Genomic DNA, 14,686 nt, shown 5'->3' with positions numbered 1-14,686 from the left:
CCGCCGGCTGCCGACCGGAGTGCCGCCGTACCGCGGACGCCCCCGTTCGGCCGATCGATTCGAACGATTCGTCGAAAAACGCTCAAAACCGGATCAGCGTGACGATCGGCGCCGGGGCGATTTTTTGCTCCAGAGCCGCCCGGCCGCCGAGATACGTCAGCTCGATCAAAAACACCGCCCCGACCACCTCGCCGTCGAGCCTGTGGACGAGATCGACGGTGGCGCCGATCGTCCCGCCGGTGGCGAGGAGGTCGTCCGCAACGAGCACCCGCGTCCCGGGCGGGAATGCGTCCCGGTGGACGGCGAGATCGTCCGGGCCGTATTCCTTCTCGTACGTCACGCTCACCGTCTCCGCCGGAAGCTTTCCGGGCTTTCGCACCGGCACGAAACCGACGCCGAGGGCGTAAGCGATCGGCGCTCCGATGGCAAACCCCCGGGCCTCCGGCCCGACGATCACCTCCGGCCGAAGCGGCCGGACGGCCTCGACGAGGGCGTCGATCGCCGCCCGGAACGCCCGGCCGTCTTTTAAGAGCGTCGTGATGTCCTTAAACAGGATGCCCGGCTGAGGAAAATCCGGAATGACCCGGATCAGCCGCTTGAAGTCGAAGTCCACCTCCGTCGCTCCTTTCCGTACGCCGTGCGCCGCCGCCCGCCGGCGAGCGCCTCAGGCGCCCGAAGCGGCGGCCTTTTTCCGGCGGAGGTCCCATTCCCGCCACTCGACCCAAAGCTGGGCAGCGGTGAAGATCGACGAGTAGGCGCCGAGGACGAGACCGATGGAAAGCGTCAGCGAAAACAAAAACAGCCCCTCACCGCCCAGAAAAAGGAGCGCCAGCGCCGCAAACAGCACCGTCGCCACCGTGTTCACCGAACGGACGAACACCTGCCGGATGCTGTCGTTGACGACCGCCTCGACGTCTTCCTGCCGCCGGATGTTCCGCTGCCGGACGTTTTCCCGGATGCGGTCGAAGATGATCACCGTGTCGTTGATCGAATAGCCGACGATCGTCAGGAGCGCCGTCACGAACGTCACGTCGACCTCGATCTGCAAAAAGGCGATGATCCCGATGAGCGTCACGACGACGTTCAAGATGCTCACGATCGCCGAGACGGCCATCCGATATTCGAAACGAACGGTCATGTAGACGACGATGCCGAGGGCGGCGATGAGGAGCGTATACGCCGCCTTTTTCGCAAGCTCCCGGCCGACGATCGGATCGATCTTGCTCACCGTAAACTGGACCGTTTCCCCGAAGTGGGCCTCGATCGCCTGCCGCACCGCCGCCTCTTCCGCCTGGGTGAGGGCCCCCTTGAAGCGGAGGACGAGGGTTGTTTCGGCGCCGCTTCCCGTCCGGGCGATCTGGGACGGCTCCGCCAGACCCTTTTCTCGGAAGAGGGCGTGGACCTCCTCGTCGGTGAAGGCCTTGCCGACCTTCGCCTCGACGCGGGTCCCGCTCGTGAAGTCGACGCCGAGGTTGAGCCCCCGGACGGCGAGCGAGACGAGGCCGATGAGAAGAAGCGCGAGGGACAGGAGGAAAAAGAGGCGCCGCCGACCGACGAAGTCGAAGCGGGTGTAAAACGGCTCACGCGGCACGGATCTCACGCTCCCGGACGCCGAAGAACGCCGGCCGGTCAAAGCGGCCGCTTCGGACGAGCAGGTGGAGAAGGAGGCGCGCCAGCCCGACGTTCGTGATCAGGTTGAGCACCGTGCTCAGGATGTGGATGACGGCAAAGCCCCGGATGGCGCTCGCCCCGCCCATGATAAAGAGCACGATGCCGGCGATGAGGGTCGTCACGTGGGCATCGAGGATCGTCATGAGGCTCCGGCGGGAGCCCGCCTTCACCGCCGACGGGATCGATTTGCCGCTCCGGAGTTCGTCTTTGATCCGCTCGTCGGTGATGATGTTCGCGTCGACGGCCATGCCCATGCCGAGGATGAGGGCGGCGATCCCCGGGAGCGTGAGCGTCACCCGGATGCCCCAAAGGAAGAAAAAGACGAGGTAGACGTAGGCGAGGAGCGTGACGACGGCGACGAACCCCGGCAGCCGGTAGACGGCGAGCATGAAGACGGCGATAAAAAGAAGCGCCGCCACGCCGGCTTCGATCCCCCTGAGAAGGGCCGCCTGGCCGAGGGTCGGGCTCACCGACGCGTAGGAGAGCTCGACGAGCTTCACCGGGAGCGCCCCGGCGTTCAAAAGCCCGGCAAGCCGGCGGGCCTCCTCGACGTCCGCCATCCCCTCGATCACCGCCTGGCCGTTCGTGATCGTGGCGTTCACCGTCGGCGCCGAGATGAGGCGATCGTCGAGGAAAATTGCCAGCCGGTGCTTGGGATCGCCATGGGGGATCGACCGGGTGATCGCTTCGAGTTTTTTCGGATCTTTGACCGTGAGGGAGACCATCGGCGCGGTCGTCCGGTCGGAGAAGACAACCTTGGCCGCGCCCTCCTTGAGGTCGGCGCCGGTGAGAAGATCCGGGCTTTCTTCGACGACGTTTCCTTTGTCGTCCAGAACGAGGTGGCGAAACGCGAGGTGCGCCTCGGCGGCGAGCATCTGCCGGGCTTCGTCGACGTTCGTCACGCCGGGGAGCTGGATGCGGATCCGGTCCGGCGGTTCCGGCTCGATGAGCGGCTCGGCGACGCCGAGGACGTTGATCCGGTTGGCGAGGACCGTCTCCGTCTGCCGGAGGAGATCGGTCGTCACCGGGCCGCCTCCGTGGGGCTCGATCTTATAGAGAAGCTCAAACCCTCCCTGTAGATCGAGGCCGAGGGTGATCCCCCGGGCGAGGGGCCAGAAGGTCGTGCCGATGAGGACGAGCAGGGCGGCGACGATCAGCGCAAACTGGACGATCTGTCGCATCGATGGGCTCCGATCTCCTTTCGCCGGACGGGCGGAACCGGGGCGCCGGTGCCTCGACCGGCGCCGACGGTGCACCGGGGCAAAAGCGCCGCCGGCCGGCCTCCGCCGCCCGGCGGCGCCATGAAAATACGTTCTTATTATAGTGAGCCGCGGCGGATGGGACAAGTCGGGCGGCCGCTTTCGTCCGACTCGGGAGCTTTCGACGATCCGGAGGAGGCTCTTTGCGGGGCGCCCATCCGGCGGGGGCGCCCGGCGCTTTTTTCGTCTAGCGGCCGCGCCACGCTTCCCGGACCGCCGCGGTCATGAAGGCGTTCGGCCGAAGGCCGAGGATGTCTCCGACGACGCGATATAGGGGCGGCACTTCACGGCGGTAGCGGCCGAGAAAATAGGACCAGAGGTCTTCGGTCCGAACGCCGGCGTAGCCGAGCAGCCGAAATTCTTCTGCCTTGGAAGCGCAGAGCGCTTTCAACATGGCCGCCGTCTCCGGGCCGAACGCCCGGACGAAGACCGCATCCGGCGCCTCCGCAGGAAGCGCGCCGTCCCGCCCCGGCAAGGGGCCTTCCGACGGCGCCCCGGCCTTCCCGGGCGGCGGCGCGGCCCACTCCACGGCCGCGGCTTCCGCTGCCGAAGGCGCGGCGGGGGCCCTCTCCGGCGGGAGCGCCTCCGGCGGCATCGTTTTCGAGACGACGTCCCGGCCGATTCGCCCCTCCAGCGCCCGGATCGCCCCTTCGAGGTCAAACGTCAATCCCCATCCCTCCGTTTCGTCCGGTTCGACCATCACCAGCCCGTTCGACGGCATGAGGCTCGCGGGTGCCGAGGAATCGAAGACGGACGCGGTATCGCGCCGGCTCGGACGGCACGGCGGTCGGGACGCCCCGCCGCCCCCGGCCCCGACCCTCCCCGCGCCGGGGGCGGAGTCCATAGGGTCGCGGCCCATCGAGGTGATCCTTGCCCATGGATTCCCGGCCCGAACGACGGGGCGCTTGAGCGGCCTTTGGACGGGGCGCATGGATGGCGATTCCGGGACATATGCATGAAGGGACGAGACGGGCATGAAGGAGCATGCGCATGCAGTCGTTTCTCGCCGGCACCCTCACCCTCGCCGCGGCCGCCGTCATTGCCCGACTCCTCGGCGTCGTGCCGAAGGTCGTCCTCCCCCGAACGGTCGGCATGGACGTCCTCGGCCTCTATCAGCTCGCCTACCCGGTCCTCGTCTTTCTCGCGACGGTGGCCCGCTTCGGCATGCACGTCGCCGTCGCTGGTCGCGTCGCCGAGGCGATGGCGGCAGGACGACCGGAAGAGGTCCCCCGCCTCATCCGGGCGGCGCTCGGATTTTCCCTTTCCGTGGCCGTCTTTCTCGCCCTCGGGCTCGCCGGACTCGCGCCAGCCCTCGCGGCGCGGATCTACCTCGATCCGCGCCTCGCCTGGCCCCTCTGGGGGCTTGTCCCGGCGGTGCCGATCATCGCCGCCGCCACCGTCTTCCGAGCGCTGTTTCAGGGCCTGGGCGACATGCGGCCGCCGGCGGTCGGAGCCGTCGTCGAAACGGTCGTCCGCGTCGCCCTCGCCCTCGTCCTTTCGACGGCGTTTCTGCCGTACGGCGCCGAGGCGGCGGCGTTCGGCCTGGCCGTAAGCATCGCTCTCGGGGAGATCGCCGGCCTCGGGCCGCTTCTTTGGCGGCTTCGCCTCACGCCCCTCGGCCGGCGGCCAAAGCGGCCGGCGAACGGCCCGCCGGCGGACGGCTCAGCCTTTTCCCACCTGTGGCGGATCGCCTATCCCGTCGGCCTCTCCGGCCTCGTCGGAGCGCTGGCCTACGCCCTGGAGCCGGGCTTCGTCGCCCACAGTTTTCGGGCGGCCGGGATGGAACCGGAAGCGGCGAGTCGCGCCTACGGCATGCTGAGCGGGCTCGCCATCTTCGTCCTCTACTTTCCGACGACGCTGACGTATTCGCTGTCGACGTCCCTAATCCCTGCCATCAGCGCCCTTCGGGCGCAAAAAAAGCCGGCGGCCATCCACCGCCGGCTCGATCAGTCGGCTCGGGTGACGGCGCTCATCGCCTTTCCGACCGCCGCCTTCGTCTTCGTCTTCGCCGAACCGCTCTCCGGCCTTCTGTTCGGGACGGAAGACGTCGCCCCGCTCCTTTCCGTGCTCGCGCCGTTTGCGCCGTTTCTCTACTTCCAGGGCCCCCTCGGCGCCGCGCTCCAAGGCCTCGGCTGGATGCGCCTTACCTTCTGGCATACCGTCGCCGGGGCGACGGCGAAGCTCCTCCTCATCGCCGTCCTCGCCCGCCAGCCGGAGCTCGGCGTCCTCGGCGTCGCCTGGGCGCTCAACGGAAGCCTTGCCCTCGTGACGCTCCTTCACGCCGGGCAGCTCCGGCGCCGGATCGGCTGGGGGCCGAAAGGGCGGGACCTCGTGCCGGCGCTTCTCGCCGCCGGAGCGGCCTTTCTCATCGCCCGGGCCTTCCTTTACCCGGCCCTCGCCGGCCTCGGCGTGCCGGCCGCCTTTCTCGCCGCCTCGTTCGGCGGCTTCTTTCTCTACGGGGCCTTCCTCTGGCCGTCCGGCGGCGTCGGGCCGGACGACGTCCGGCGGCTCGCCGCCGCCTTCACCGGCCGAAAAGCGGACTAGGGCCGTCCGGCGATCGGGGGCCGGCCCAGCCGGTCCGACGGTCGGGCGACGGCCGGAAAGCCCGCCGCTTCGTCCCTCCGCGGGAAGGGTGAAAGACGCCCGGCTCCCGGGAAGGGCCCCGCGAAGCGCTGACGCCCGGCTCCCGGGCGGAGACCGGCACCGTGTGGACGCCCGCCGGACAGGGCCCGAAGCGAGATGAAGCTTTAATGCTTTAGCGGCGCGCCTCCGGCTTCGCCGCCCCGTTTTCCGAATCCGGCGGGTCGACCTCGTCCCGGTAGTCGACGAAAAAGCGCCCCGTCTCGTCCGCGCCGGCGAACAGGACGTCCTTGACGTCCGCCGACCCGTGATAACGAAGCTGCATCTTCAGCCACCACTCGTCCTTGCCGAGGCGCCGGAGGTTGTCCTGAAGGATCTCGCCGTCGATGATGAGGGGGAGCATCAGGCCGTCCGACGGGACGTTCCGGCCGAGGTCTTCGTTCGTCACCGGCTGCTTCGATCGCTTTTTGATCACCGACAGCTTCCCCGTCGGTTCGAGAAAGGCGAACTCGACCTCGCCGAGGTCGGCGATGTCCTTCTCCCGAAGCTGCATCAGGAGGTCGTCGATGTTGTAGCGATGCCGGCGCATCTCGGCGTCGCGGATCTTTCCCTTTTCGATGATGAGGCTCGGCTTTCCGTCGATGAGTTCCCGGAAGCGGCGGCTTTTTAAGGACAGGTACGAAAAGGCGATCTGCACCGCCGCGAGGAGGGCGATCGGAAGCAGGCCCTTGTAGAGGGGCATCTTCGTGTCGTCGATCGTAAAGGCGGCGATCTCGGCGATGATGATCGACACGACGAGGTCGAAGACCGAGAGCTTCCCGATCTCCCGCTTGCCCATCACCCGGAGGGTGACGAGGATGAAGCCGTAGAGGATGAGCGTGCGGGTGAGCATGACCCACAACTCTTGCATCATCCGACCCCTTCCGCCGATGCTCGCCCTTAGTGTCCGGGTCGAACAGGCGGGCTATGCGGCGGGACGGCCGTCAAGTTCTGGACGTGCCGGCCGGCGGCATACGATGGTGTCGGGAGGGGATAAGATGGAACGATCGCTCCTTTCCACGTACGCCCGGGCCCTCGGCGTCATGGCGGCAATCGTGGTCGCCGGCACGATCACCCTGACCGCCCTCATCGCCTTCGGGCCGTTTTCCGAGCGGCACGCGCTCCCGGTCGTCTACGGGCTTCACCTCGTGGCCCTCGTCGTCGGCGGATGGATCGTCGGCGCTGCCGCCGGTCGCCGGGGATGGATGCACGGCTTCGTCCTCGGTCTTCTCTACGCCCTTGGGCTCGGCATCATCGGCTTTCTCGCCTACGACACCCTGCCGGGGTCCAAAGGGCTCGTCTTCGCCGGCCTCGGGCTTTTCTTCGCCACCGCCGGGGGGATGATCGGCGTCGCACGGCGGCCGTAGGCCGCCGCTTTTTTTGCGATCACTTTTTGTCCTTGATGACGGTGCTGATCGCCTGCCGGTCGAAGGTGAGCCGGACGCCATCCCCGACTCGGAGGACGACGGTGTCGTCGGTGAGCTGGTCGATCGTTCCGTGCAGGCCGCCGATCGTGACGACTTTATCGCCGCGGCTCAAGGAGGCGAGCATGCGGTTTCGCTCTTTCTGGCGCTTTTGTTGCGGCCGGATGAGGAGCAAGTAAAACAAAAGAAACATGACCGCCAGGATGATAAAGTTCAGATACTGAGCGTACGGATTCACCTCGGCGGGCTGGGCGCCGGCCTGGGCCAGAAAAAGCGGCGCGTTCGGCGCAAGCATCCGTTCGACCCCTTTCGGCGACAGGGTTTCGGCCGGCGGCCGGAGGAGACCGGCGGCCGGGGTCCCTGTTTTTCCGTTAAAACCCGCGTTTAAAACCCTCGATGTTCGGGCATCCGGCCGTAGTACGCCTCGTAAAACGCGTCCCGAAACTCGAGGAGCGTCCCGGCCCGGATGTGCCGGCGGACGTCGGCCATGAAGCGCAGGAGGAAGGCGAGGTTGTGGATCGTCGTCAGGCGGAGGCCGAGGATCTCGTCGCTTTTGATGAGATGCCGGACGTACGCCCGGGTGTAATGGCGGCAGGCATAGCAGTCGCACGCCGGGTCGAGGGGCGAAAAATCCCGCGCGTACGCCTCGTTCCGGATAACGAGCCGCCCGCCGGACGTCATGAGGGCGCCGTTTCGGGCGATCCGGGTCGGGAGAACGCTGTCGAAGAGGTCGATCCCCCGAATCACCCCTTCGATCAGCGCGTCGGGCGAGCCAACGCCCATGAGGTAACGGGGCTTCGTCCGGGGGAGGAGCGGAACCGTCTCCTCGAGCATGGCATACATGACCGGCTTCGGTTCCCCTACGCTTAATCCTCCCACAGCGTAGCCCGGAAAGTCAAGGGAGACGATGGCCTTCGCCGCCCGCCGGCGAAGGTCCGGAAACGTTCCGCCCTGGATGATGCCGAAGAGGGACTGTTCCTTCGGCCGCCCGTGGGCGCGGAGGCTCCGCTCCGCCCAACGGAGCGTCCGCTCGAGGGACGCTTCGACGTAGGCGCGGTCGGCCGGGTACGGCGGGCACTCGTCGAAGGCCATGATGATGTCCGCTCCGAGAGCGTTCTGGATCGCGATCGACTTTTCCGGCGAGAGAAAAAGCGGACGGCCGTCGAGGTGGGAGGCGAAGTAGACGCCTTCCTCTTCGATCCGCCGCCGCTCCTTCAGGCTGAAAACCTGAAAGCCGCCGCTGTCGGTGAGGATCGGCCGCGACCAGTGCATGAAGCGATGGAGCCCGCCGGCCTCCCGGACGACGTCTTCCCCCGGGCGGAGCCAGAGATGGTAGGTGTTGGCGAGGACAATCTGGGCGCCGAGCGCTTCCAGCTCCTCCGGCGTCATCGCCTTGACCGTCCCCAGGGTCCCGACGGGCATGAAGGCCGGCGTTTCGATCGTCCCGTGGGGCGTCGAAAGCCGTCCGAGGCGGGCGCCGGTCTTCGGATCCTCATAGATGAGCTCAAAATGGATCGCCAAGCCGCGGTCACTCCTCCGGCGATGGGCCCCTCCCCGCTCAAAGGATGAGCATGGCATCGCCGAAACTGTAAAACCGGTAGCGCTCCCGGATCGCTTCCTGGTACGCTTCGAGGATGAACGCTCGGCCGGCAAACGCGGCGACGAGCATGAGGAGCGTCGAGCGCGGCAGGTGAAAATTCGTGATGAGCCCGTCCACCGCCCGAAAGGGGTATCCCGGCACGATAAAAAGATCCGTCCAGCCTTCTCGGGCGCGGATGCGCCCCCCTTCGTCCGCTGCCGACTCGAGCACCCGGACGGCGGTCGTGCCGACGGCAATGATCCGCCGCCCCTCGCTTCGAAACCGGTTCAGCGCCTCCGCCGCCTCCGGAGAGACGCGAAAAAATTCGCTGTGCATCCGGTGGGCCTCCACCGACTCCGCCGTCACCGGCCGGAACGTCCCGAGACCGACATGGAGCGTCACGAAGACGGTCTCGATGCCGGCGGCCCGCAGCCGGTCGAACAGCTCCGGCGTAAAGTGAAGGCCGGCCGTCGGCGCCGCGACCGACCCCGGCTCCCGGGCGAAGACCGTCTGATAGCGTTCCGGATCGTCGAGCCGCTCCCGGATGTACGGCGGAAGGGGCATCTCGCCGAGGGCCTGAAGGACCGCCTCAAAGGTCCCCCGGTAGCGGAAGCGGAGAAAACGTACCCCCTCTTCCCCTTCTCGGACGACCTCGGCCCATAGCGGCGCCTCCTCCCGCCCCGGCGCCTCGCCCACACCGTCGCCCCGATCCTCCCCGGCGGCGGAAGGCGGTTCGTCGGAGCGGGCCATCCCGACTTCGCCGGCCCGGCCTTCCCGCTGACCGCCGTCCGCCGCGCCCCGCCGGCCGTCCCGGCCGAAAACGAGCGCCGTCCCCACCCGCACCCGGCGCGCCGGCCGGACGAGGGTCGCCCAGACATCCGGCCCGTCGGCCGTCGGATGCAAGAGGAGGACTTCCACATGGGCGCCGGTCTCCGGCTTTTCGCCGAAAAGCCGCGCCGGGATGACGCGAGAGTCGTTCAAGACGAGGACGTCCCCCCGTCGGAGGAGATCCGGAAGCGCGTCAAATCGCCGGTGCTCGATCGTCCGCCGGAAGCGGTCGAGGACCATCAACCGGGACGCATCCCGCCGTTCGAGGGGCCGCTGAGCGATGAGATCTTCCGGAAGCGCATAGTCAAAAAGCGAAACGTCCACCGGTCGCCCTCACCGCCCTTCTTCGGAGTGCGTGACCTGGGAGTGCATGACCTGCATTCCTGCCTCCCGAACGCCGCCGGCCATCGAGCGGCGATCCGGCCCGTCGCCGGCCGAGGACGAAGCCGGGGCGGCAAACGGGTCCGGGAGGATGAGCTTCTGCGCTCCGACGTCGCTCACGCCGGCGTAAAGCTCCGCCCATCCGTCCGGCCGGCGGACGAGCCCGCCCGGAAAGACGACGTTGGTGAGATCGTCCCGCTTGGCCGGCCCCGGAAGAAAATTTTCCCGCTCCGCGATCACCCGGACGTCCCAGTAGCGCCGGGTCTCGGGATCGAAGCGGAAGACGAGGGCGTAGTAGTTTCGCCGCCCGTCCGGATCGAAGCAGGCGATGTGGCCGAGGACGCCGAGCGTCCCGTCCGGAAGGAGATAGGCGGCGTTGACCCCGCCCCATTCGTCGTCAAGGAACATCCCTTCGAGGAGCGGCGCCTCTTCGATCGCCTCAAGGGTCAGCGCCTCCAGCGACGCCACCCGGGTGAAGCCGATCTTGCCCCGACCGCCCTTTTTCCCCTGCGGCCGGGTGAAAACGCCGACGGTGCCGTCGGCGAGCTCGACGAGGCGGATGTCCTTCATGCCGTCCGGGCCGACGAAAAACGGCCGGAGATCCCCGACGTCCCGCCCGCGAAAGAGGATCGTCCGCCACCAGAGAAATCGAGGCGGCGTACCCCGGGGATGGATGAACGTCTCGACGCCGCCGAAGACAAGCTCGTCCGCGATGCGCGTGACGAACGGATCCTGGAGCGGGAGCACCGGCGCCTCCCGAAGCGGCTCCCAGCGGTCTCCCGATTGAACGAAAAAGTAGGTTTCCGAATGCTCGCTTTCCCGCCGCTCCACCCTCCCGGCGATCACCCAGCGGCCGCGGTCGAGGAACGGCGCCGTGATGTTATAGACGTCCCGGTCATCGACGCCGGCAAAGTGGAGCTGCTCGGCCCGGGTCGGGGCCCTCTGCCGCCGCCACATGTCCCGGTATTCGATACAGCTTTTGGGCCGCTCCGCCTCCGGCACCGCCGACCCCCCTCACCCGGATGTCCCGTTTAGTGTGTGCCCCGCTCCGAACGGTTATTTTGGCGGCCGCCCGACGGGGTGGACGAACAATCCTAACATACTATAGCGTTCGAACCGGAGACTGTAAAGAGAGGTCCGGAGGGATAGAATCGCTCCGCTTCGGGCCACACTAGGAGCGCGCCCGAGGGAGCGGTCCGGCGCGGCGACAGCGTTCATCGGCCGAAGTTTGGTCCGGGGCCGCCGAACGGCGGGGCCATGAGACCGTTCCCCGGCGCCGCATCAACGGACCGAGTTTGACCTTTTTTGACCGAACCCTTGACGCGCGGGGAAAAGACGAACATAATGATATTGACATAATCCCCCAGCGCCCCGTCGATCGTCGCGGAGGGCAAAAGGTCGATCGCCCGGTGATGCGCCCGCCGGACCGGCGCGCGGACCCGGCGGGAACGAAAAAGGAGGGATTCGACGTGCAGGCATTGCTTCTGGCAGGCGGTCTCGGCACGCGGCTTAGACCGCTCACCGACGATCTCCCGAAGCCGATGGCACCGCTCGGCAATCGCCCCTGGTTGGAATCCCTGATCCGGCATCTCAAAAACGAAGGCGTCTCGCGTTTTGTCCTCGCGGTGAAACATTTTCCCGAAGTGATCGAACGTCACTTCGGCGACGGGCGACGGCTGGGGGTGGAGATCGTCTATGCGCGGGAAGAGACGCTCCTCGGCACGGCCGGCGCGATCAAAAACGCCGAAGCGTTCCTCGAAGAGCGATTTCTCGTCGTCAACGCCGACGTCGTGCACCTGATCGACGTGCGACCCCTCGTTCGCTTCCATGATATGCGGCGGGCGCTTGTCACGATCGGCCTCACCGAAGTGGACGACCCGAGCGCCTACGGCGTCGTCGCCCTCGAGGAAGACGGCCGCATCCGCCGTTTCGTCGAAAAGCCCCGCCGGGAAGAAGCGCCGTCGAACCTCATCAACGCTGGCGTCTACGTCATGGAAAAGGCGGCGCTCCGGGCGATCCCGCCCGGTCGGGAAGTTTCCATCGAACGGGAGACCTTCCCGGCGCTCATCGACGCCGGCGAACGGATCTACGGCGCCCGCCTGAACGGGTACTGGATGGACATCGGGACGCCGGAGCGCTACCGCGTCGCCCACTGGGACCTCCTTGACGGACGCTTTGCCCTGCCGCTCCTTCCGCCGGAAGCGGAACCGGGGATCCGCCTCGGCCGACGGGTGCGCCTCGGCAAGGGGGTCGTCCTCCGGCCGCCGGTCCTGATCGGGGACGGCGTCTACATCGGCGACGGCGCCGTCGTCGGGCCGTACGCTGTCATCGGAGACGGCGCCCGGATCGGCGACGAGGCGGAAGTCGTCCGGACGATCCTCTGGAACGGTGCCGCCGTCGCGCCGTCGTGTACGGTGCACGACAGCATCCTCGGCGACCGGGCCGAGACGACCCTCGGGCTCATCATCGCCGGCGCGGTGATCAAACTCGGCCGGGCGGCCCGATCCCTCGCGGCGGTGCGGCCGGAACGGACGGAGGCTCCGGTGCCCGGGAAAGCGGTGGCGCGGCCATGAAGCTTCTTTTCGTCAGCACCTTCCCGCCGACGAAGTGCGGCATCGCGACCTATACATCCCATCTTCGCGAGGGGATGATGCGGTCTCTCCCCCTTTCGCCGGCGGAGCTTCCGGTGCTGTCGGTCTTCCCGGACGCCTGGACGCCGTCCGGGCCGGAGATCTGGCCACTTCCGAAGCACGATCCGGACGCCTACCTTCGGGCCGCCGACGCGGTGAACGCCTCCGACGTCGACGTCGTCAGCCTCCAGCACGAGTTCGGCATCTTCGGCGGCGAAGCCGGCCGGATGGTTCTTCACTTTCTCGAGCGGCTGAAAAAACCGGTCATCACGACGCTGCACACGGTGTTCGACCGGCCGACGCCGCCGTATTCCGACGTCCTCGGCGATATCGTCCGACTGAGCACCCGCCTCGTCGTCATGAACCGCCTCGGCATCGAGTGGATCACCCGTCAGTATCCCGTCTCGCCGCGCGCCGTGCGGTATCTCCCCCACGGCGCGCCGGCCCCCCTCGAAGCGCCGGCAGAGGCGCTCAAGGCCAAGTGGGGCGTCGCCGGCCGGAAGGTCGTCCTCACCTTCGGGCTTCTGTCGCCAGGGAAAGGCATCGACCGCTTCCTTCCCGCCTTCGCCCGAGTCGTCGCCGACGTGCCGGATGCGGTCTACATCATCGCCGGCCAGACCCATCCGGAAGTGAAAAAGGCCGAAGGCGAAGCGTACCGGGAATCGCTCGTCGCCCTCGCGGAGCGGTTGGGAATCGCCGAGCACGTCCTTTTTATCGACCGCTTTTTGGACGAGCCGGAACTTGTGGAACTTTTGAGCCTGGCGGACGTGTACGTGACGCCGTATCCCGGCCTCGGGCAGATCACGAGTGGAACGCTCGCCTATGCCGTCGGCCTCGGTCGGCCGACGCTGTCGACGCCGTACGCGTACGCCCGGGATCTCCTTCGGGACTTTCCGGATCTCCTCGTGCCGTACGGCGACGAAGCCGCCTGGGCCGAGCGGCTTGGGCGCCTGCTTCGCGACGATGCAGCCCGGGAGGCGCTCGCCGCCCGCCTGAAGGCCGTCGGCGCCGGCATGCGGTGGCCCCGGGTCGGAGCCCGCTTCTACGCCCTCGCCAGCGAAATCGCCGGGAGAAAGGAGCGGATCGCTTCCCATGGGTGAGCTTCCGATCGCTTGGCGCGTCTCGTTCCGTCACCTGTTCCGCATGACGGACGACACGGGCCTTTTGGAGCACGCGGCCTTTCTCGTGCCGAAGCGACGGGAAGGCTACACGACGGACGACAACGCCCGGGCCCTCTGGCTCGCCGCCGCCTGGGCCCGCCGCCTCCCGGACGGCGAGCTCAAACGGCGCCTTCTCGCAGTCGCCGAGACGACCCTCGCCTTCCTTGCCTGGGCCCAGGAGCCGGACGGCCATTTTCACAACGATTTTCACTACACCCGGGAAAAAGAAGCCCGGCCGCCGTCGGACGACACGCAGGGACGGGCCCTCTACGCCCTCGCCTACGCGGCCCGGACGCTGCCGAAGCGGGCGCACCGGCGGGTGGCGGCGATGCTCTTCCGCCGGGCGCTTCCGGTGGTCGAGACGATCACGGCTTCCCGCGGAATCGCCTACGCCCTCGCCGCCGCCGCCGAACGGCTTCGGGCGCTTTCGGCGGAAGCCCGCCGACCGGGGGCAGGCGGCGACGGGGAGGAGCGGGAGGCGCTCCTTCGCTTCCTCGAACGGGGCACGCGCACCCTCCTGGAACGGTTTGCTCAGGAGAGCGACGGTCGGTGGCGGTGGTTTGAACCTCGGCTCACCTACGCCAACGGCATCCTGCCGTGGGGACTCCTCAAGGCGGCGCGGGCGACCGGGAATCGAGAGGCCCGGTCGGTGGCGATCGAAGCGCTCGATTTTCTCCTCGGCCTCACCTACTACGGTCATCCGCCGGTCGTCCGGCCGGTCGGGAACCGCGGCTGGGGGAGCCGCGATCGGATCGCCGAGTGGGACGCCCAGCCGCTGGACGTTTTCAAGCTCGCCCTGGCCGCCGACGCCGCCCACGCGTCGACCGGCGACGGGCGGTACGCCGAGGCCGTCCGGGCCGCCCGAGACTGGTTTTACGGCGCCAACGCCCTCGGCGTGCCGATGGTCGACGCCGAGGAGGGGGCGGCCTACGACGGGCTTTCGCCGACGGGGCCGAACGAAAACGCCGGCGCTGAGGCGCTTTTGAGCTACCTGCTCACCGAAGAGCGGCACCTTGCCACCCTCGCCCGCTCGGCGTCGGCCGGGACGGCCGCCTGGCGGATTCGCGCCGAGGGGGATGCCGTCTGGATCGACCGGACGCTGTCCCGTGCGGCGGCGCCGGTCCGCTGAGCCGGG

14 protein-coding genes are annotated in these 14,686 nt (G+C 68.0%); 5 read left to right on the top strand and 9 right to left on the bottom strand.

Annotation, left to right across the window (positions count from 1 at the left end):
- Positions 1-82: 82 nt before the first annotated feature.
- The 4 genes from K2M58_RS05105 to K2M58_RS12585 all read right to left on the bottom strand — a co-directional run bounded on the left by K2M58_RS05105 (position 83) and on the right by K2M58_RS12585 (position 3,630).
- Positions 83-613, bottom strand: coding sequence for an adenine phosphoribosyltransferase (locus tag K2M58_RS05105; protein ID WP_220678547.1), 531 nt, complete (start codon positions 611-613; stop codon positions 83-85).
- Positions 614-664: 51 nt separating this feature from the next.
- Positions 665-1,591: a protein translocase subunit SecF gene (secF, locus tag K2M58_RS05100; protein ID WP_220678546.1), complete on the bottom strand. Its 927-nt coding sequence runs from the start codon at positions 1,589-1,591 to the stop codon at positions 665-667.
- Positions 1,581-2,852, bottom strand: a complete 1,272-nt coding sequence (secD, locus tag K2M58_RS05095; protein WP_220678545.1) for a protein translocase subunit SecD — start codon at positions 2,850-2,852, stop codon at positions 1,581-1,583. Before secD ends, secF begins: the two co-directional genes overlap by 11 nt.
- A 265-nt stretch (positions 2,853-3,117) precedes the next feature.
- Entirely contained in the window at positions 3,118-3,630 is a 513-nt protein-coding gene (locus tag K2M58_RS12585) for a post-transcriptional regulator (protein ID WP_252393540.1), read from the bottom strand.
- A gap of 290 nt (positions 3,631-3,920) precedes the next feature.
- On the opposite strand from K2M58_RS12585, the gene K2M58_RS05085 reads away from it, so the two are divergent.
- Positions 3,921-5,474, top strand: coding sequence for a putative polysaccharide biosynthesis protein (locus K2M58_RS05085; RefSeq protein WP_220678544.1), 1,554 nt, complete (start codon positions 3,921-3,923; stop codon positions 5,472-5,474).
- A gap of 211 nt (positions 5,475-5,685) precedes the next feature.
- Here K2M58_RS05085 and K2M58_RS05080 read toward each other — a convergent pair whose 3' ends face one another.
- Entirely contained in the window at positions 5,686-6,420 is a 735-nt protein-coding gene (locus K2M58_RS05080; RefSeq protein ID WP_220678543.1) for a DUF421 domain-containing protein, read from the bottom strand.
- A gap of 127 nt (positions 6,421-6,547) precedes the next feature.
- On the opposite strand from K2M58_RS05080, the gene K2M58_RS05075 reads away from it, so the two are divergent.
- Positions 6,548-6,916 (top strand): TIGR04086 family membrane protein, encoded by a 369-nt coding sequence (locus K2M58_RS05075; RefSeq protein WP_220678542.1) that lies wholly within the window; start codon positions 6,548-6,550, stop codon positions 6,914-6,916.
- 19 nt (positions 6,917-6,935) lie between these two features.
- On the opposite strand, the gene yajC is transcribed toward K2M58_RS05075, so the two are convergent.
- The 4 genes from yajC to K2M58_RS05055 form a co-directional block, all read right to left on the bottom strand.
- Entirely contained in the window at positions 6,936-7,268 is a 333-nt protein-coding gene (gene yajC, locus K2M58_RS05070; protein WP_220678541.1) for a preprotein translocase subunit YajC, read from the bottom strand.
- Positions 7,269-7,357: 89 nt separating this feature from the next.
- Positions 7,358-8,551, bottom strand: a complete 1,194-nt coding sequence (tgt, locus tag K2M58_RS05065; RefSeq protein WP_220678540.1) for a tRNA guanosine(34) transglycosylase Tgt — start codon at positions 8,549-8,551, stop codon at positions 7,358-7,360.
- The gene (gene queA, locus K2M58_RS05060) at positions 8,532-9,704 is read right to left on the bottom strand and encodes a tRNA preQ1(34) S-adenosylmethionine ribosyltransferase-isomerase QueA (protein WP_220678539.1); all 1,173 of its coding nucleotides are present in this window, start codon (positions 9,702-9,704) and stop codon (positions 8,532-8,534) included. Before queA ends, tgt begins: the two co-directional genes overlap by 20 nt.
- A gap of 9 nt (positions 9,705-9,713) precedes the next feature.
- The gene (locus K2M58_RS05055; RefSeq protein WP_220678803.1) at positions 9,714-10,718 is read right to left on the bottom strand and encodes a DUF1861 family protein; all 1,005 of its coding nucleotides are present in this window, start codon (positions 10,716-10,718) and stop codon (positions 9,714-9,716) included.
- Positions 10,719-11,230: 512 nt separating this feature from the next.
- On the opposite strand from K2M58_RS05055, the gene K2M58_RS05050 reads away from it, so the two are divergent.
- The 3 genes from K2M58_RS05050 to K2M58_RS05040 are packed head-to-tail and all read left to right on the top strand — an operon-like array spanning position 11,231 to position 14,680.
- Positions 11,231-12,334: a nucleotidyltransferase family protein gene (locus tag K2M58_RS05050; RefSeq protein WP_220678538.1), complete on the top strand. Its 1,104-nt coding sequence runs from the start codon at positions 11,231-11,233 to the stop codon at positions 12,332-12,334.
- On the top strand, positions 12,331-13,491 hold the full coding sequence (locus K2M58_RS05045) for a glycosyltransferase family 4 protein (protein ID WP_220678537.1): 1,161 nt from the start codon (positions 12,331-12,333) through the stop codon (positions 13,489-13,491). Before K2M58_RS05050 ends, K2M58_RS05045 begins: the two co-directional genes overlap by 4 nt.
- On the top strand, positions 13,484-14,680 hold the full coding sequence (locus K2M58_RS05040) for a glycosyl transferase (RefSeq protein ID WP_220678536.1): 1,197 nt from the start codon (positions 13,484-13,486) through the stop codon (positions 14,678-14,680). Before K2M58_RS05045 ends, K2M58_RS05040 begins: the two co-directional genes overlap by 8 nt.
- Positions 14,681-14,686: the final 6 nt, after the last annotated feature.

It is taken from the genome of Hydrogenibacillus sp. N12 (assembly GCF_019645935.1).
GTDB classification, from domain to species: domain Bacteria; phylum Bacillota; class Bacilli; order Thermicanales; family DSM-22653; genus Hydrogenibacillus; species Hydrogenibacillus schlegelii.
The sequence above is the reverse complement of the archived record's forward strand: the minus strand, read 5'-3'. Positions and strand labels throughout refer to the sequence as shown.